Annotated in this window: 17 protein-coding genes; 16 read left to right on the forward strand and 1 reads right to left on the reverse strand. The window is 45.5% G+C overall.

Annotation, left to right across the window (positions count from 1 at the left end; genetic code table 11):
* Positions 1-9 precede the first annotated feature (9 nt).
* The 14 genes from SK066_RS10805 to SK066_RS10870 all read left to right on the forward strand — a co-directional run bounded on the left by SK066_RS10805 (position 10) and on the right by SK066_RS10870 (position 16985).
* A complete protein-coding gene (locus tag SK066_RS10805; RefSeq protein ID WP_456094089.1) occupies positions 10-1434 on the forward strand; it encodes an ABC transporter substrate-binding protein/permease in 1425 nt (474 codons plus the stop codon).
* Positions 1421-2143, forward strand: a complete 723-nt coding sequence (locus SK066_RS10810) for an amino acid ABC transporter ATP-binding protein (RefSeq protein WP_188778675.1) — start codon at positions 1421-1423, stop codon at positions 2141-2143. Before SK066_RS10805 ends, SK066_RS10810 begins: the two co-directional genes overlap by 14 nt.
* Before the next feature lie 479 nt (positions 2144-2622).
* A complete protein-coding gene (locus SK066_RS10815) occupies positions 2623-3651 on the forward strand; it encodes an NADH:flavin oxidoreductase/NADH oxidase (RefSeq protein ID WP_320544654.1) in 1029 nt (342 codons plus the stop codon).
* A 626-nt stretch (positions 3652-4277) separates the two neighbouring features.
* Positions 4278-5951, forward strand: coding sequence for a copper amine oxidase N-terminal domain-containing protein (locus SK066_RS10820; protein ID WP_320544655.1), 1674 nt, complete (start codon positions 4278-4280; stop codon positions 5949-5951).
* 377 nt (positions 5952-6328) lie between these two features.
* Positions 6329-6880 (forward strand): hypothetical protein, encoded by a 552-nt coding sequence (locus SK066_RS10825; protein ID WP_320544656.1) that lies wholly within the window; start codon positions 6329-6331, stop codon positions 6878-6880.
* 414 nt (positions 6881-7294) lie between these two features.
* Positions 7295-7966 carry a PspA/IM30 family protein gene (locus tag SK066_RS10830; RefSeq protein WP_320544657.1) on the forward strand — a complete coding sequence of 224 codons (672 nt, stop codon included), beginning with the start codon at positions 7295-7297 and terminating at the stop codon, positions 7964-7966.
* A 208-nt stretch (positions 7967-8174) separates the two neighbouring features.
* Positions 8175-8579, forward strand: coding sequence for a DUF350 domain-containing protein (locus tag SK066_RS10835; RefSeq protein WP_188778684.1), 405 nt, complete (start codon positions 8175-8177; stop codon positions 8577-8579).
* 59 nt (positions 8580-8638) lie between these two features.
* Positions 8639-9154 carry a DUF4178 domain-containing protein gene (locus SK066_RS10840; RefSeq protein WP_320544658.1) on the forward strand — a complete coding sequence of 172 codons (516 nt, stop codon included), beginning with the start codon at positions 8639-8641 and terminating at the stop codon, positions 9152-9154.
* A 12-nt stretch (positions 9155-9166) separates the two neighbouring features.
* The gene (locus SK066_RS10845) at positions 9167-9925 is read left to right on the forward strand and encodes a DUF4247 domain-containing protein (protein WP_188778689.1); all 759 of its coding nucleotides are present in this window, start codon (positions 9167-9169) and stop codon (positions 9923-9925) included.
* A gap of 629 nt (positions 9926-10554) precedes the next feature.
* Positions 10555-13317: a beta-mannosidase gene (locus SK066_RS10850; protein ID WP_320544659.1), complete on the forward strand. Its 2763-nt coding sequence runs from the start codon at positions 10555-10557 to the stop codon at positions 13315-13317.
* A gap of 116 nt (positions 13318-13433) precedes the next feature.
* On the forward strand, positions 13434-13868 hold the full coding sequence (locus SK066_RS10855) for a hypothetical protein (protein WP_188778693.1): 435 nt from the start codon (positions 13434-13436) through the stop codon (positions 13866-13868).
* A gap of 608 nt (positions 13869-14476) precedes the next feature.
* Positions 14477-15781 carry a molybdopterin molybdotransferase MoeA gene (locus SK066_RS10860; protein ID WP_320544660.1) on the forward strand — a complete coding sequence of 435 codons (1305 nt, stop codon included), beginning with the start codon at positions 14477-14479 and terminating at the stop codon, positions 15779-15781.
* Entirely contained in the window at positions 15778-16368 is a 591-nt protein-coding gene (mobB, locus tag SK066_RS10865) for a molybdopterin-guanine dinucleotide biosynthesis protein B (protein WP_320544661.1), read from the forward strand. Before SK066_RS10860 ends, mobB begins: the two co-directional genes overlap by 4 nt.
* 74 nt (positions 16369-16442) lie before the next feature.
* Positions 16443-16985: an NADPH-dependent FMN reductase gene (locus SK066_RS10870; RefSeq protein WP_188778697.1), complete on the forward strand. Its 543-nt coding sequence runs from the start codon at positions 16443-16445 to the stop codon at positions 16983-16985.
* A gap of 232 nt (positions 16986-17217) precedes the next feature.
* On the opposite strand, the gene xerS is transcribed toward SK066_RS10870, so the two are convergent.
* A complete protein-coding gene (gene xerS / locus SK066_RS10875; protein ID WP_320544662.1) occupies positions 17218-18297 on the reverse strand; it encodes a tyrosine recombinase XerS in 1080 nt (359 codons plus the stop codon).
* A 164-nt stretch (positions 18298-18461) separates the two neighbouring features.
* Here xerS and SK066_RS10880 point away from each other — a divergent pair, with 164 nt between their 5' ends.
* Together SK066_RS10880 and SK066_RS10885 are read left to right on the forward strand one after the other, a co-directional pair.
* The gene (locus tag SK066_RS10880; protein WP_320544663.1) at positions 18462-18950 is read left to right on the forward strand and encodes a GNAT family N-acetyltransferase; all 489 of its coding nucleotides are present in this window, start codon (positions 18462-18464) and stop codon (positions 18948-18950) included.
* Between the two features lie 123 nt (positions 18951-19073).
* Positions 19074-19847, forward strand: a complete 774-nt coding sequence (locus tag SK066_RS10885; RefSeq protein WP_320544664.1) for an SDR family NAD(P)-dependent oxidoreductase — start codon at positions 19074-19076, stop codon at positions 19845-19847.
* Positions 19848-20116: the final 269 nt, after the last annotated feature.

Below are 20116 nucleotides of genomic sequence, written 5' to 3' on the forward strand. Positions count from 1 at the left end.
GGATGCGTAATGAGCATACTGATGCTATTTTTCATGATTTTACCAACAATGGCCTCTGCTGAAGGCTCTGGTAAGACGATTGTTGTCGGACTGAGCGCAGACTTTGCGCCATATGAGTTTCATAAAAACATTGATGGACAGGATCAGATCGTTGGTTCTGATGTAGAGATTGCCAAACGAATTGCCGCTGATATGGGCGCGCAGCTGCAAATTCAGGATATTCCATTCGATAGCTTGCTGCCAGCACTGAGCAGTGGACGGATCGATATGATCATTTCGGGCATGACACCAACAGAAGATCGTCGTAAAAATGTCGACTTCTCAGAGTCATATTATATATCCCGTCAGGTCATCATGACCCGTGCGGAAGATAAGGATAAATACGCAAGCTTTGATAGCTTGAAAGGTATTACGATCGGTGTACAAAAGGGCTCGATTCAAGAAGGCATCGCCAAGGATATCGAAGGTGCCAAGCTAACATCGGTTGATAAAATCTCTGATGTGGTACTACAGCTTCAATCCAAGCGTGTTGATGCTGCGGTTATGGAAGGCCCGGTTGCAGAAGGCCAGGTAGCTAACCATAGTGATCTGGCAATTACCGCCGCACAAATTCCAAACAGTGATACCGAGATGGCAATCGCTGTGAAAAAGGGAAATACCGAGCTACTTGCTCAAATTAACGGTACGCTGGCTGATCTGAAAAAGACAGATGCCGTTCCTAAATTTATTCAGGAAGCAACAGCATTGAACTCGGATGAGCAGACAGAGCCAAACAGTATTTTTAGCATTTTCTGGGATTACCGTCATTATTATGCGACAGGTGTACAATATACACTGTTGCTGTCTGCATTAGGCGTATTGTTCGGTTTTGTGATTGGTCTGATCGTAGCCCTGCTACGTCTGTCCAATCTGAATGTACTGCGCTGGATTGCGATGACGTATATTGAGATTTTGCGCGGAACACCGATGCTGGTGCAATTGCTCATTATTCACTATGGGATTGCGCAAACCTTCCATATTGAATTTAGCGTACTGCAATCAGGTATTATTACACTCTCGATTAATAGCTCTGCTTATCTGGCAGAAATCTTCCGCGCTGGTATTCAAGGCGTGGATCGTGGACAGACAGAGGCGGCACGTTCACTCGGTATGTCGTATGGCATGACACTTCGCCATATTATCATTCCACAGGCGATCAAAAGCGTATTGCCAGCGATCGGTAATGAATTTGTCGTAATTATCAAAGAATCATCGATCGTTTCCTTTATCGGGGTTGCTGATCTGATGTTCCAGGCACAGGCGGTACGTAGTATTACGTATTCAGCATTGTATCCACTGCTGATCGCCGCAGCCATCTATTTTGTAATGACATTTGTATTGTCCAAACTGCTTGGTATGGTGGAAAGGAGATGGAGTGTAAGTGATAAACGTTAAAGGTCTGAAAAAGTCATTTGGTAAAAATGAAGTGCTGACAGGCATCGATATCGATATCGCGCAAGGCGAAGTTGTCGTTGTCATCGGGCCAAGTGGCTCCGGTAAAAGTACATTCCTACGCTGCCTGAATTTGCTGGAGCAGCCAACCGGCGGTGAGATTTATTTTGAGGATGAGCTGATCACTGCGCGTAAGTATGATATCGACAGTGCGCGTCGTAAAATGGGGATGGTATTCCAGCATTTCAACCTGTTCCCGCACAAAACGGTGCTGCAAAACCTGACGATCGCTCCGATCAAAGTGAAAAAGACCGATACAGCATCCGCGCAAAAAATTGCACTGGATCTGCTGCAAACGGTAGGTCTGGCTGACAAAAAGGATGCTTATCCTAACCAGCTATCCGGTGGACAAAAGCAACGTATTGCGATTGCACGTGCACTGGCAATGCAGCCGCATGTCATGTTGTTCGATGAGCCAACTTCTGCCCTTGACCCGGAAATGGTCGGCGAGGTGCTTGAGGTTATGAAAAAGCTTGCTCAGCAGGGCATGACGATGGTGATCGTAACGCACGAAATGGGCTTTGCTCGTGAAGTGGGAGATCGCATTATCTTTATGGACGGTGGACGCATTGTGGAGCAAGGCACACCAGAGCAAGTATTTGGTTCGCCATCCAATGCACGTACACAAGACTTCCTGAGTAAGGTACTGTAAGCACGCATACTAACCATGAATGAGTTATCCAGTATAGAGATAGATCCGAATATACAAATGGATCGTTGATTTTCAAAGTATAGGTATATGAGAAATACGGCAATCTATCGACCATAATATAGAGCACATTATTTTGCAGGCTAGGTCCAAGCAGAATGATGTGCTCTTTTGTTTGCTTTCGAATTTTATGATTTTATATCCTCATCCTTGTAAATAATGCAAAATGCAAAAAAAATAAAAATATGAAACATCATAATAGTTTTGTAATGATGAGAATGAACATGACACACTTGTTCAGGTAAGAGGTAAGAGGTAAGAGGTAAGAGGTAAGAGGTAAGAGGTAAGAGGTAAGAGGTAAGAGGTAAGAGGTAAGAGGTAAGAGGTAAGCTCTCTGCTCTCGTTGTTATTTTTCGTAATATAATATATAATCATTACCGAATGTGAAGTGTTACACATCTATTTCATTGGAGGGACGTATTGTGGCGAAGCTATTTACACCATATCAATTGAAAAACCTGAATCTTAAAAATCGTATCGTTATGCCGCCTATGTGCCAGTATGCTGTAGAAACTGGAGACGGGATGCCGGGCGAATGGCATAACGTTCACTATATTAGTCGTGCCGTCGGTGGAACCGGACTGATTATCGCAGAGATGACGGCTATTCATCCAGACGGACGAATTACGAATGAAGATACCGGCATCTGGGATGATCATTTTATTCCAGCATGGCGTCATATTGTTGATGAAGTACATCGCTATGGTACACAGATCGGTATTCAGCTTGGACATGCTGGTCGTAAAGCGGAAGATGCGAATCCTCCTGTTGCTCCATCTGCCGTACGTTATGATGGCGAAGGATACAAGGAGCCGCATGCCCTAACAACAGCTGAGGTTGAGCAATTGATCCAGACTTATGGTGAAGCTGCACGCCGCGCTGTAGAAGCAGGTTTCGATACTGTAGAAATTCACGGTGCACATGGATACTTAATTCACCAGTTCCATTCGCCACTCGTCAATCAACGTGAAGACGAATACGGAAAGGATCTACCTTTATTCGGTGAACGTGTGGTACAGGCTGTACGTGCAGCTGTACCAGCAGACATGGCAGTCATTATGCGTGTGTCTGCGCGTGAATATGTGGAAGGTGGCTATGAGGTTGAGGATATTATCGAGACCTGTCGCCGTTATCGCGATGCAGGCGTAGACCTGCTGCACGTATCTTCCGGTGGTGAAGGCCCGGCTCGTAAAGGTGCTATGCAGGTAGGCCCTGGTTATCAGGTGAATATGGCGTCTCAATTAAGAGACGCTTTGCAAATACCTGTGATCGCCGTAGGCTTGCTGGATGAGTTTGTGGACGCAGAGCGTGTGCTGGAAGAAGATCAGGCTGATCTGGTTGCGGTTGGTCGTGCGATGCTGCGTGACCCGTACTGGGCGATCCATGCTGCTAAAGAATTGGGCGATGAAGCTCCTGTACCTCAGCCTTATCTACGTGGCTATCACAAATAATTTGCTATAAGCGTATAGCGTGTAGGATAAAAGAGCGTGTAGGATAAAAGCGAAATAGATTGCAAATGTCACGAATATTTTGAATGAATAGAAGCAGTTCGATAGCATTTCTGTCGAGCTGCTTTTTGATGTACATATATTGAATAGAATAATAGTGTTACAGTCTGAGCTAGATTGGTTAAAGTAGAAGAGGTGCTTTATTAGTTGTGCTACCCATACAATGTATCGTTAAGCTGTTTCAAATACATACAATCCCCGTATCTTTAAAAGAACGAAAGAAAACTTGAGCAGTTTCAATACCGATCAATCAGAAAATTATATTCGAATCAAGCATACATATGTCATATAAAAGAATGGATAAAAGCCGTTATTCTGAAATAAAACAGAATAATGGCTTTTTTGCTATATCAATAATTATACGCAAAATGATGCCGCAAATAACTTTTTTGAAATGATTTTAAACCCGCTCAGTCAGCATAACAGCGCGCTTTTTCGGATACATTTATAGCTTTCGATTAAGAAATTGAAATATTTTTTTGAACAGAAGTGATCCAAAAATAAACCGTCCGCGTTGATAGGGATAGGAACAGTCAACACCAATCATTTTTAAAAAAGGAGTTAATAACATGAAAATGAAAAAAATCATTGCACCTGTATTGAGCTTATCTTTGATGGTACCAGCAGCTGGAGCATTTGCAGCAGATATGAATTCTACAACAATGGCGGCACCAACAGTAAGCACAAAAGCAGCGGATTTGCGTGCTGGACTGGACTACCTTTTATCCGAGCACTTTAAGCTGGCGGTTGAAGCGATGACCAAGGCTTACTCTGGTGCACCGGATGCAGCAGAAGCATATAAAGCACTGGATCAAAATGCGATCGATATGGGACCTGCCATCGAATCAATCTACGGCAAACAAGCAGCTACCGAGTTCGAACGTATCTTCCGTGCACACAACCAATACACAGATGAACTGGTCAAAGCGACCAAAATGAACAATCAAGCAGCTGTCAAACAAGCTGAAGCAAAGGTACAGGGCTTCGTTGATGAATTTGCCGCTTTCCTGGCAAAAGCAACAGATAACAAGCTGCCAGAAGCAGCCGCTGAAAAAGCACTGCGTTTACACGAAGATGAAGTACAAGACGTATTTGAAAAATATATCGCTGGCGATTATGCGGGAGCAGCGAAGGAATATCGTGAAGGTCTGAATACGATGTTCACCGTAAGTAAAGCGCTCTCCGGCGCGATCGTTGCACAAAATCCTTCTAAATTCGATAACGGTACAGTCGATACACCAGCAGCAGACCTGCGTTCTGCATTGAACCACCTGGCAGCTGAGCACTTTGCACTGTCCGTCATGCAAATGCAACAGCAATACGATGGTAAAACACAGGCTTCGGATGCATGGATTAATGCAGAAGCAGGCAACACCGCTGATTTTAAAGCAGCAATTGCTTCGATCTATGGTGAAGCAGGAGCGAATCAGTTTGAACAAATCTGGGTAACGAACCATATTAAAGCACAGAGCGATTATGTAGATGCCCTGAAAAAAGGTGACCAATCGGCTCTGACTGCTGTGAAAAACCGCATCGAGCAATTTACAAAAGAATTTGCTACATTCCTGGGCACAGCAACAGCGAACAACCTGCCAGCATCCGCAGCAGAGCAAGCGCTGATGACTCACGAGGGTCAAGTACAAGCGGTTATTAATGACTATGCAGCGAAAAACTATGCAGCAGCTTACACAGCTGACCGCGAAGGCTACAAAACGATGTTTGGTATCGGTGAAGCGCTGGGTGGAGCAATCGTGAAGCAATACCCTGACAAATTCAAAATGGCGTCTGCACCAGCACCATCTACACCAGCAAAACAACCAACGACATCTACGCCAGCGCCATCCAAGCCAATGAATGACAATATGATGATGGTATGGATGAAGCTGAACAGCAAAACGCTGAAAATCGATGGTAAAACGACTATGATGGATACAATACCAATGGTTGTTGGTAACACAACGTATATCCCACTGCGTTATCTGGGTGAAGGTATCGGTGCGAAGGTAGCATGGAACAAAGCATCTAATGAAGTAACAGTAATGGCAGGCTCCGATACAATGAAATTCTGGATCGGTAAAGATACAGTAGTAGTAAACGGCAAAAACATGAAGCTGTCCGCAAAAGCTATGATCAACAAAGATGGCAGAACCGTAGTACCTCTGCGCTCGATCACTGAGCTGCTGGGCTGGGATGTAAAATGGAATACAGCTGACGGTTCCATTACTCTGACCAAATCGATGTAATTTTAGCTTTAGCGAACAAGTGGATCACAATAAAGCTTAACGTTTCACCAATCAATCGAATTCTGGCCGTCCAGTTTGATTCTGCTAATCCATTCCCCAAGATCGATTGCAGATTGTACGATGCATGATCTCTGCCTTCTCCATGTCCAGAGAAGGTAGAGAGTAACGACCATCCAACTATCCAAATATATGGCTTTCCCATGAAGCCAGCCAAAAGGGAAACGGTCCCCCAGCCGTTTCCCTTTTTTTTGTGCAATATAAAGAAGTATAGATGGTGTAAGAATGGTAAGAATGATCACGCGTATAGCTAGTAATATAGCGAACTATATTGTTTTCGATATATGATGAAGAAAATGAAGAAAAAGGAAAGGTACGCTATGATCATTCAATCTATCCTTATCCAGTGGACAAAAGAAACACGCGGTGAGCCCTATGCATCGGTACGAAGTCATCATCCCAATCATTTTCCATTATCTTCAGCAATAGTACAGCAGAGTGAGAAGTTAGCCGATGGGCAGTTATTATCGCATCGGCTATCTTTTGGGCAAACGAGGCAGGGAATCGAGCTGCTACAGGAGCAATATGAATGGCTGACGATGCCAGAGCAAGGTACAGCACTAGAAGGTGAGTTACCCGGTATAAAATGGAAAGAAGTAGCGGGCAAGCTACATGTTAATGCTTGCTATCATCCTTCCTTTGGTAAGCCTGTACGAACCAACGGTCAGAGTGACTTGTTAGACGAGAAAGCTTTTGAGCTTCTGCCGCTTCAATATGGGCAGATCGTCATCAATGGACGGCATACCATAGAGGATGGAAGTATCTATGAACAGCGCATCACGAACCTATGGTACGTTACCGATTATAGCGGGATCCGTTCGCTGCGTAGTAGTCCAGACTATCAATATAAGCAGATTGCTGCGTTATGGTAAGTTAGAATGATGCAAGTAAAAGTAAAATGATTCCATTTCACTTGCGTTAATGTGCAAAAATAATGATTTTAGTATGCTTATATGGACTAAAGTCCTAATATCCTTTAAAATGAATGCAACCGGAATCAAACACATATCATATTGGGTAAATGTATAGTACTTTGAAATACGATACTGGCATATTGTATGTAAAAGGAAACCTGCGCCGTTTTGATCTGTTTTTGCTCATTTGCTTACGATACGAACCACGGACTGAATGTAGCTTGGTGAACATGTACGTAGTATACTATCTTACATGGAACCTTATGTATATCTGTCCGTATTACCCCTATAGCAAGCAACACTGCTTCTACAAGTATCCGGTAGATTGCGTTATGTTTTGCATCTTATTATTTAAGTGGAGGGAACAAATCTATGTCTATTTTCAAACGTTTGCGTGATCTTACCCTGTCCAATGTATACGCTCTTATCGAAAAGGCAGAGGACCCAATCAAGATGACGGATCAGTATATCCGCGATATGGCGGCTGATCTGGAGGATGCAGAAAAAGCAGTTGCATCGCAAATTGCGATCGAAAAACGCTTCAAGCAGCTGTACGAAGAGCAAGATGCACTGGTGAAAAAGCGTGAGGAGCAAGCACATATCGCTGCACAGGCACAAAATATCGATCTGGCTCGCCGTGCACTAGAAGAAAAGAAAAATGCAGAAGCGAAGCGCGATGAGTACAAAGCAAACTTTGATCAAAACAAAGCAGCAGCTGACAATCTTCGTTCTAAGCTGGACGAAATGCGTAAGCAGCTGAACGAGCTGAAAAATAAACGTGAAACGCTCGTAGCTCGCTACAATGCAGCGAAGGCGCAAACGGAGATCAACAAAGCGATGAATGGCTTCAGTGCCGATTCTGCAACAGCGGGCATGAAGCGTATGGAAGAGAAAATGATGCAAATGGAAGCACGCGCAGAAGCAAGCAACGAAATGAACACCAAAGGCAAATCGCTGGATGATGAAATTCAAGCGCTTGGCACAAACAAAGAAGTAGAAGACGAGCTGTCCGCTCTGATGAAGCAATACGAGAAAAAATCCTGACGATACGATAGGTAAACGTGTCAGTGATGTAAAAGGATCTTACACATACCAAGAGAACTAACTGCGTAACATAACCGACGAAGGAAGCAGAATGAGCATGTCATGAGCAGTAGCAGTCACGCGCATTCGGTTCTTCCTTCGTCTTTTTGTGGCTTTTGCCATCGAACATAATGGATGTATTTGATGAATGATGTGGAGGCGGAGACGGATGAGTTGGGATATTTTGCTGCAAATTTTGGTCTGGACGGGTGTAGGTGCAGTTTTACTAGCTGTGCTGATGTATCTGGATTCATTGTTTACGAAGTACAAGGATATCGCTGAGATCAAAGCGGGGAATACCGCAGTAGCGGTTCGATTGGTGATGAAGCTATTTGCACAGGGATATATTTTATCGGTATCCATCAATACCTCATGGAGTCTATGGGAAGCTGTACTTGTATCGATCGTTGCCTTTGTCATCCTGCTGATTCTGGAGCAGGTGGCGCGACTGCTATTCAAAGGCATCGCTGGTCTTGATCTGGATGAAGGTACACGTCAGGGATTGATTGGTCATGGACTACTAGGTGGTGGCTTACAGCTGGTAGGAGCATTTATTATTTCCGCATCGCTGTAAAGAAACACGCATACGAAGTGGATGTATAAGAAACAGATGAAGTGAAAGGAAGACTTGCTATGGGATTATGGAAACGAATTACGAATTTGATGTCCAAGCCGGAAGCGCCAAAGCCAGAGAAAAGTCCGCTTGATCTACAGGTGGGCGATATTTGTGAAGTATCGCTGGTTACGTACGAGATCGTTGGAACTGCACGTAATCGTGCTCGCAATACCGTCATGCTAACCTTGCAGGATGGATCAAGCATTAGCTATCTGCATGTCGAGATGCAGGAAAAGCTTCGTTATGCTCTGTACCAGCCGATCGATGGTGGTCTGGATAATCCGAATGAAGTACCGACTCATATCGAGATGGATGGTACAGATTATTATCTGGATGAGCAGTATAGCGGTATGGTCATGTCCACTGGACGTACACCGGTATTGCCGGGCGCTGCCAATGGAGAACAGTATGTATGGCAGCATCAATCGGATGATCGTAAGCTACTTCGAATTGAATGGCAGGGTGGACGCTTTACCTTATATGAAGGCGAATGGGTACTAAACGCAGATGTACGCGTTATTCGTGCCAGTTAGGAGCGAAGACGGATGAAAGAGCGGATGTCCAGATGGACAAAGATTATACTAGCACTCAGTCTGGTCGTTTCCTTACTGTCTGGCTGTGGCTCAGGTAGCAGCAAGATTACGTATCCGCTGGAATCGGTCAGTCGAAATGGTAATTCCACTTCCTATGTTTATCGTGCGGCAGGTCAGACGGTTCCAGCCGTTGCGGAGCAATTAGCCGATCAGCGTAGACCGGAGCAAACCTCGGTTGAAGATCCTGACCGTATGTTTCTTGTGTACAATAATGAATTGATTCAGGTGCAGCGTGACCCGGCCAAGCCTGAGGATACACTAATCGAAGTGGATTCGCAGCAATATGTACAGCAAAATTATAGCTCTAGCTTTTTACAAGGATATCTAACCGCTTCAATTTTACAAAGCCTGTTCGGAGGCGGTAGCTACGGCGGATATGGTGGCTATGGCGGTGGTACATATCGTGGCTATACATCGCAAAGCACCTACCCACCCAAAACGCAATACAATAAGCCTTCTGCGCAGGATATGAAGCAGGCTCCTCCTCTAACGGTGGATAAATCAGGCTCGATCTTCAAACGAGGCAGTTCGTCTTCTTCCAAGCGTTCCGGTTATGGTAGCGATGTAACGAATCGTGGCTCCCCATCGAGCGGAACGATCAATCGTGGAGGCAGCTCGTCTAACAAATCCGGTGGCTTCTTCTCATCCGGCAATAGCGCTCCGAAGTCGAGCTTCGGTTCGGGAAAAATACGTAAGCGTGGACGACGCTGAGGCGGTCATGAGATAAACGATACAATGAAGCGATGTAGGGCATTTTATGTTAATCTATCAAACATGCCTGGAGTCAGACCACGTTAACCAGTTTAGGAATGACTAGGAATATTGGGCATGATATGCTCACATGCCTGACAGAATGAAGTAGCCATACGAATACGAACCACTAGCTTATGATTAAATAGCTTATGATCAAAGTCTCTCTTATGCTGTAGACGAGTTCTCGTTTATAGCGATAAGAGAGACTTTTTAGTTCCTCATTCTGTCAAAGGATTGTCGCAATATTTCCTCAATGTTTTCGTGATTCTAGCTGAACTCGTAGCTCTATTATTTTCTATAGTGGGTACTATCCTAGTGCTACAGCTTATATATCTGATTTATACAATATGACTAGATATTTGGTTTTATTTTCCGTATACAAATACAGCTATAGCTATCCGTTAAAGGCAGCTCATCTGCTAACCTTGCGTACATACGAGATTTTGGAACAACCTTGATGTATGACCGTTTTGCTTGTATGAATTGCGCTTGTTTTGACCGCGATGCCTTGTTTGGATGTGGCAAGTGTTTATGCTAAGGTGTACATGTATGCGTTTTCCATTATGAATAGCATGGAGGGATTGTACATGTCAGCAGGGCGGGAAGAGTCACATTTACCGGATGTGCTTCGATTAGACGGAACATGGCGTTTGCAGCATTTTCATCCGGGGGAGGTCAGTCCACTTGAGACAGCCGCAGCTGGATTGGATGATCGGTACTGGATTACAGCTAAGGTGCCAGGGGATGTGCATGATGCGCTGATAACACATCGTTTAATTCCTGAGCCGTATTATGGACATCAGGATCAGCAGTGTCGCTGGGTCGAACAGGAGGAATGGTGGTATCGCACGACATTTGATTATGAGCTGAATGATGATCCATATGAGCGTCATGAGCTTGTGCTGCATGGACTGGATACGTTTGCGACGGTATATATAAATGGACATGAAATTGCGCGCACTGCAAATATGCATCGCCAGTATTTACTCGATGTAACGCGTGTACTGCGTAATGGCTGGAATAGTATTGCGGTTCGATTTGATCCGTTACATAACCATCATAAGGATAAAGAAAAGTTTGACTGGTCGTCGTATACGAAGGAGCGTCCGTGGCTACGTAAGGCAGCGATGAATTTTGGCTGGGATTGGGGACCACGGCTCATCACCGTTGGTATCTGGGGAAGTGTAGAGATTCGGCGTCGCCGTGTGGCACGCTTAGCGGATGTGTACACTTATACTGCTGAGGTGAATACAGAACAGGCTATTTTGCATGTGAATGTAGCTTGTCAGCGTGTAGCACCGCTTCGCTATACGGACTTTAATACACATCGTGCTGCATCGCGTGATTCATCAACAGCATCTTCGCCTGCCAATATGCCGGGTGCAGTGTCGGGAGAGATGCCGGCTCTATCGGCAAGTCGTTCGCAAGCTGAATATAAAGCTAAGCATCAGCATGAACCTTTACAGGTCGCTGCTATGCTATATGATCGTGAAGGGCAAGAGGTGGCAAGTCAACGCACCACGATGGCAGCGTCCCATCCTATGCAGGGCATGGGTGGAAACGTGGCGGAACAGGTACCTCTCGAATTATCGGTGAGTCAACCTCAGCTATGGTGGACGCATGATCTGGGTGAGCCGTATTTATATCGACTCGTTGTAACGCTGTATGCTGGAGAAAACATCTTAGATCGTTCGGAGCAACAGGTCGGGCTACGAACGATTGAGCTACAGCAGTATGATGAACAGGGGGAAGCGAGCTTTGTATTTGTACTGAATGGGGTTCAGGTCTATGCTCGCGGGGCGAATTGGATTCCAGCGGACAATCGTATTGGCGCGATTCCGAATGAGCGCTATCGGGAGCTGATTGAATTGTCCGCAGCGGCGCATATGAATATGCTGCGTGTGTGGGCAGGCGGCATCTATGAGAAGGATATCTTTTACGAGCTATGCGATGAGCTGGGCATTCTAGTATGGCAGGATTTTGCATTTGCGAATGCGTTATTTCCTGATTTTAATCATGATTATATGAACAATGTGCGGAGTGAAGTAGAGGATCAGGTGCGTCGGTTGCGTCATCATGCCTCACTTGCGCTCTGGTGCGGGAACAATGAGATTGATTGGCTGTATGATATGAAAACGGCATCGGGGGATATTCGTAGCCCATTTTATGGTGAAGCGATCTATCATGAGCTAATTCCAGATGCACTGGTGCAGCTTGATCCGCAGCGTCCATACTGGCCTTCTTCACCTTATGGGGGCAATGATGCGAACGATCCAGATGCTGGCGATCGACATAACTGGCAGGTGTGGCATGGCTCGGTATATCCGCGTAGCTATGGAGATGTGCCGCTACTGGATTATAGTATAGAGGGGGTTAGCTTTCATCATTATAAAGCTGATCTTGCGTTATTCAGCAGTGAATTTGGTATGCATGCGGCGGCGAATTATTATACGTTATCCAAATACATTCCTGAGGCGTCCTTTTACTGGGGGAACCCGGAAATGGCGTATCGTAATAAAGACACCAATCATCGCAAAGGCATTTTGCTCATGGAAGGCTATGCGGGGATTCCGCAGGATATGGAACAGTATATCAATTATTCGATGCTGACACAGGCAGAAGGGTTGAAATACGGTATTGAGCATTATCGTCGTCATAAGCATCGCAATGGAGGGAGTCTGATCTGGCAGCTCAACGATAGCTGGCCCGGTACGAGCTGGTCGATCATTGATTATGCGCTGTTGCCTAAAGCGGCGTATTACTATGCGCGTAGCTTTTATCATCCATTGCTATTATGCGCAGATCATGATCCAGGTCAGCCATTTCAGGTATGGATCGTGAGTGATCGTTTGGAAGAAATTCGCACAGAAGTTACCGTAGAGGTGATCAATTGGACGGGAACGGTAATTAGCAGTCAGCAGGCGCAAGCAACGATTGGTGCCAATGAAGCAGGAGCAGTTGCAACATGGAGTGAAGCGGAGCTGCTGCAAGGTAAAGCGGAGCCGAATGAGGTTGTGATTGTACTTAGCTGTGATCATCCAGAGATTCAGCGCAATCTGTATTACTTGCGTTCGCCACGAGGGCTTGCCTTGCCACAAGCCACATGGACAAGCGTTGTGAACGAAGAACAACAGACGGTAACGATCACGAATGGAAATGTACTGGCGCGTATGATACGTATCGATATCGCGCAGGGGCGACTGCGAATGGATGATAACTATTTTGATCTACTACCCGGTGAACAACGAACGATTCATATTGATCATGCTGGCGGTGAGGCTGTACGCTGGGATACGATGCGTATTAGTGCTTTGAATGGTTCGGGTTGTGAGTTGGAGAAGAATAGATAGGATGTATAGATTTAGTTTTTCGCTGTATGTGGTATGAACGGAATTCTTTTATTCATAGCTTCCTACAAACTGTACTGCACGAGTAGACATGAAATTTATCGAAAGGTTATTGCAAAATGACAACTATTATTAAAGTACAACCAGGCATTTCGATAGCAGATATCTATATCGGGATGCTCAGGAATGATGCAGAGCGGTGCTTATCCAATACTGCATATTCTTTTCAAATCGAGTATGAACAAGATAAGGTAAGCTTTATAGAAATAAATGCAGAGGCAGATATAAGCTGCATATACAACGGTATCGATTTGTTTAAAGTAAAAGCAACTCAACTTATCGATTTATTGGACGCCATCTCACCCTATGATCGAGCAGAATCGGATGGCTGTAGCTATCGATTTCCTCAATTGGGCCTGGTATTATGGCGAGACATCAATTTTACAGAAGAGGATATGAAACAATCGTGGTTTCAAGAGATGTCATTGGAAAATCAAGAAGATACGATGAGATCGCTATACTTTTCAACAGTTGGTGTCTTTTTACCTGAATGATTAATGTTGAATCGTGAATAATGATATACCCTCTAGCTAAAAGAGACTGGGACTCGAATATTTAATGATGTGTGAATTGAATATTTCCTATCTTAATCAGCTGGAATCTTGAGTGATCGTGCTCTCAAAAAGGTTCCAGCTGATATAATCGATCTTTTGTAAGAATTTTCGGCAAATCAGTCCGTTTTTTATTTGAAAATGGATATAACTTCGTTAAGAGAACGATATTTTTACATTTAAAGTGCATATTGTGATCGACCACAGTTAAATACTAAAAAATTTAACTATCAATAATAAAAAAACACTACATGAAAAATTCAAAATAGAAAATCCTTAGCTCTTCACCTACATACGTGCAATCAAGCAAAAGTAGTCCATCAATCTACCTGCATATCGTCACAACGCAAAATCGTTAAAACCACCAAAACCACCAAAACCACCAAAACCACCAAAACCACCAAAACCACCAAAACCACTACTCCCCTTACAACACCAACGCCATAACCCTATACACCCAGCAAAATTCCCTTACCCACCTGCAAAGCTCATTCCAATCATGTACAATGACAAAAGAACAATTGATTTACACCGGAAGGGAGTACAGGCAAATGACATCACAATCAGGTTCGGATTCCTCAGCTGCATCAAATCAAGCGCAGCAGGATCACGGTAAATTCAATCGCAGACCGATTACACCAGCAACGGCACAGCAGAAAATTGCTGCTTATGTGCAGCCTGCTGCTATAGAGGAAGTGAAGCTGCATGAAGCAGGGGGGCGCTTTCTGGCGCAGTCAGTTACAGCACCGCATCCATATCCGCATTTTCGGCGGTCAGGTATGGATGGATATGCGCTGCAAGCGGCTGATCTGGAGCAGGCTTCTAGTGATCATATCGTCTGGTTAGAGGTTATCGATAATATTCCCTGCGGCTATACGCCATCCCACGAGATTACATCGGGTTATGCCGCTCGTATTATGACGGGGGCGATGGTGCCGGATGGAGCGGATGTGGTCGTGATGCTCGAAATGACCGAGCTGCGCACTGAAAATGACCGTACATGGGTCGGTATTAAGCGTCAGGTGGAGCAGGGACGGAACATTACACCGATTGGACTGGAAGTGCAGCAGGGTGATCTACTGCTAGAGCAAGGCGCTCAGATTGGAGCGGGGGAGATCAGTGTACTTGCTACATTTGGTGTACATACGGTGCAGGTGTATCGCAAGCCGCGAGTAGCGATATTTTCAACAGGTACCGAGCTGCTGGGTGTAGAAGAACCGATTGCACCGGGTAAAATTCGTAATAGCAATTCACTGATGCTAGCGCAACAGATTGCTGCCGCAGGCGGAGAACCAATACTGCTCGGCGCGATTGAGGATAAGCTGGAGCTGGCACGCTCGATGATGATGAATGCGCTGGAGCAATATGATCTCGTTGTATCCAGTGGCGGTGTATCCGTCGGCGACTACGATATTATGGGTGATCTGGTGCGCAGCGGTGAGGTGGACATGCTATTTAACAAAATCTCCATGCGTCCTGGCAGTGTAACGACCGGAGCGGTGAAGGATGGAAAGCTATTATTCGCCCTGTCAGGCAATCCGGGTGCTTGTTTTGTTGGCTGTGAATTACTGGTACGCCCAACGATTCGTCAGATGATGCAATCCAAGCATGATTATTTACCACAGTGGCAAGCAGAGCTTGGACGCGAATATTCGAAAATTAATAGCTTTACTCGCTATGTGCGTGGACGTATCGAGGTAGAAAATGGTCGTCTGGTCGCTTACCCTGCCTTGCTGGATGAATCCAATGTGATGGTTACGATCAAAGATAGCGATTGCTTGATTATTATTCCGCCGACAAGTGAGCCGCTTCCAGCAGGCACAACTGTACAGGTCCTAAGGCTGATGGATCGATGAATGATATGCCAGTGTACCCATCTGCATTGCAGCATCGTAAGCCTCCTATCGTACAGATTGTCGGTTACAAAAATTCTGGCAAAACGACGCTGGTCACGTCCTTGCTGCGCTTATTCGTACAGCAAGGTCTGCGTGTAGCCGTAATCAAGCACGATGCTCACGCATTTCAAATGGATCATCCGGGTACAGACACCTATGCGCATACAGAGGCAGGAGCGGTGGCAATTGCGATCACGTCGCCAGTGCGCACAGCTATTATTCGCGAGCAACCCGCTTCATTAGAGCAGCTCATCGATGAGTTGCTACAGGGCAGTCGAGAAGGATATGATCTGATCCTTATCGAAGGCTTTAAGCGTGAGCAATATCCGAAGGTAGCGCTGGTGGCAGATGAACAAGGGCTGGAGCTGCTAAGTGAGCTAAAAGGTATCCACTGGATCTATAGTCGACTGGCTCCAGAGCAGGTTGCCGAGTATGTGAAGCGGGAGGATGATATCCATTCCAAAGACATACCTATTATTCCAGCCGGAAAAGATGGTATTATGGATATGTTCATTGCACTGCAAGCTTACATACAAGCCAGCACGTAATTAGCGAGCTGCACATCATAGCGGCTCACAAGTAGCAATGTCCAGTCCATTTATAGAAAAGGGAGAGAGAACAAATGAAAGTAACCTTGATCGCTGGAAGTACACGTCCTGATGCATCGACAACAAAGCTGTGCCACTATATCGCACGATTGCTGAACGAAAAAGGACATGAAACGGAAGTATTCAATTTGCAGGAGCATGTGTTACCACTCTACGGCCCAGGCGAAGCTTATGGTCATGAGGAAGTACAGAAGCTATCCGCTGCGGCGAAGAGCGCAGATGCACTCGTTCTGGCAACGCCAGAATACCATGGCTCGCTATCTGGTGTACTGAAAAATGCACTCGATTTCTTGAATAGCGACTTTTTCAATAACAAGGCAGTACTGTCTGCAAACTCTGCTGGTGGTGTAGTAGGTACCGCTTCTCTGCTGCATCTGCAAACGATCGTACGCAACCTGCACGGGATCAATTGCCCGGAATGGATCTCGATCGGCGGCGCACAGCGTGAATTTGATGCAGAGGGCGCGCCTGTAGATGAAGGTGCAGAGCTGCGTATCCGTACCGCGGTTGCTTCATTTGCCGATCTGGCTGAGAAGTTGAATAAAGTATTTGAATAAGTGACAGGATGCTTGAACCACAAGTGTACGAGTACGATTTAGTAAGATAAAGCTGAAAACCGCCCCTTCTAGCTGGAGAGGGCGGTTTTTGTTGGTTTTATAACGCGATATAGTCTCATAAGGCTATATGGTCTTATAGCGTCTTATACCATCTTATAGCGCTATATAGCGATAAAAAGAATCCATGTTCTAGCTTCTTCTTTATCGCATCTTATGTTCATCTTCTATACATCTAATCATTACGCCGCTCGATCGCTTCGGACATCGTTTTATCGGTCAGATGCGCATAGATTTCGGTCGTTTCCGTAGAAGCATGTCCAAGCTGCTCCTTCGTTTTATAAATATCATTTTGTAAATAATAGTCGGTTGCAAACGAATGTCGCAGCTTATGCACGGTCAGGTATGGCTTACCGAACGACTTTGCATATTTGATAATCATCGCTTGAATGGCGCGCTTCGTCATGCGTTTACCAGATGATTGTCCGTTAGGCTTGGCAACAAATAATGCCGATTCATTACGTGGTGTACGGTAGCGCGTATCACGGAGTTGTAAATAGACGACGAGCTCATCGCGTGCCTGCTCGCGGAAGTAGACCGGTGTTTTGAACGTTTCATCGTTATTCCCTTTGCGGGACACGTAGAGCATTTTCTGATTCAAGTCCAGATCGTTCAAGTTCAGATTGACTACTTCGGATACACGTAGTCCTGAATTGAGGATCAGGCTAGCAATGCACGCATCGCGCTCACGGTTCAGCTCATACGAGTACAGCGCCTGCTTGTTGGTAGCAATCGTTTCGCGATGCCCCTCCAGAATATAGCCGACAAACTCCAGCAGCTCCTCATCCTCTAAAATTTTACCCTTGAGCTTGGCAGCCGTATCCTTCGGCTTATGTAGCCGTTTGACCTCGATCTTCGCCATAATATTGCGCTTGAGCAGCGGATAAAAATCCTCATCCTCGGCAATCTGGCTTAGATAATGAAAAAGTGAACGCAGCGAGGATAGCTTACGCGATACGGTGACACGTGTGTTAGCACTTTCAGCGCGTGTTGTTAAATAAAGCCGATAGGCGGTCACATCCTCCATGCGCAGCGTTTCCAGCTCTAATAGCGCGATATCGCCAATCTGCTGTGCAGTCGATAGCCCTTCCGCAATCAGCCACCCAAAAAAGGATTCATAATCCCGTATGTATTCCAGCAATGTGGAGGGCGAGAGATCGGGCAGCTTATAGTTAATAAATTGCTCCACGTACCAGGGCATGGAGGGCAGCTTGTCATCCAGCTTACGTCGATCCTGTATTTTTTGTATCGTCATGTCGTTAACTCACCTCATGCTCCGATTGTATCATAAAATGGGTATATGATTTGCGTCGCTCTGGGAATAGGGTATATAGTGATAGGAAGGCAGAACATCTATTCTGGATACTGCCGTCTGCTCCATTTACAGGCAATGTAATTTTCGACATCGGAGGGACAGGGATGACGCTGGCGCTAGAGTTGGTTCCGCGAAGCAAGAAGCGGATTATTCGCGAAATGATGCAATTTTATTTATATGATTTTACATATTATCTGAATATTGAACTAACGGACAAGGGGCGTTTTCCCGACTACCCGGATCTGGATGAATTCTGGAGTCGGCCAGGGCGTAAATTCCCTTATTTGATCTATTCTGGCTTCTATATTGCGGGCTTTGCGCTGGTCGATCGGCTGGATAATGGTGAAGCGGATTATTATATGACCGAGTTTTTTATCCTGCATAAATACAGGCGTTCAGGGGTAGGCACGTGGGCAGCTTGCGAGCTGTTCCGTCGCTATCCGGGGCGCTGGAAGGTGACACAGGTGAGTAACAATCTTGCAGCACAGGCATTCTGGCGACGTATTATCGGCGAATATACGGAAGGACAGTATGTGGAAAAAATAGAGCTCGATCATGGTGGGCCGAGCCAGTATTTTACTTCCTTTCGCTAACCGATCGTATAGATCAGGAAGGTAACATGGAGTTGCCTGCTTAACATGTAGGGCTTGCTGTGTAAATAACATCATGACTGAAACTGCAATTAGGACACAACCCGCAAAGGAGACTTACACATTATGTACTTACCAACGTTTTCGTTATCCAATAAAAAAGCAATGATTACGGGTGCAGGCAAAGGAATCGGGCAAGCGCTTGCAATCGGATTAGCACAGGCAGGAGCCGATGTTGGCTTGATCTCTCGAACCGGCTCAGATCTGGAAATGACCAAGCAGCTCATCGAAAAGCATAGTAGCCGCCAGGCGATATGCCTTGTAGCAGATGTGACCGATCGACAGCAGATGAAGGAAGCATTCGAGCGCTTTGAGCTGTCATTTGGTACACCTGATATTCTGGTGAACAATGCGGGTATGAACATCCGTAGCCGCGCACTCGATGTAACTGACATGGAGTGGGATACGATCGTCAAGACGAATCTGCATTCCGCGTTGATCGCTTCACAGCTAGCAGCCGAAGGGATGAAAAATAACGGTGGCGGTCGTATTATTAATATCGCTTCGGTCGCCGGGCATCTGGCGATGCGCACTGGCGTTGCTTACGGTGCAACCAAGGCGGCATTAATCCAAATGACCAAAATTCTAGCGCTCGAATGGGCAGATTATGGTATTCAGGTGAACGGTGTCGGCCCGTGGTATTTCCGCACACCACTGACCGAATCCGTGCTTGCAGATGAGCAATATATGCAGGATATTCTGAATCGTACCCCGTTAAAACGAATTGGCGCGATGGAGGAGCTAGTCGGCCCGGTCGTCTTTCTTGCTTCGGATGCCGCAGGCTATATGACGGGTCAAACGCTGATGGTCGATGGCGGCATGTCTATTTTTGGTTTTTGATGTCATGCGGTATTGTTCTACATGACTCGATCCGATAATGGAGCTCAAGCGAAGTCTACAGAAATACGAATATCGTAAGATCGAACAACATAACAATAAAAGGACAGCTCATTTTAAAGAGAGCTGTCCTTTTTGAATAGAAGCCAAAGTTCCTCTTTAAAAAGCACGGATATACTCATCTAAAACCACCCCTATATCAACAGCCTCGGGTCAAGTTTTACAGCACCACATCTAATACAATATAAACGCACCCGTGCCTCCTTACATTA

This window comes from Paenibacillus hunanensis (genome assembly GCF_034055775.1).
In the GTDB taxonomy this organism is placed as follows: domain Bacteria; phylum Bacillota; class Bacilli; order Paenibacillales; family Paenibacillaceae; genus Saccharibacillus; species Saccharibacillus hunanensis.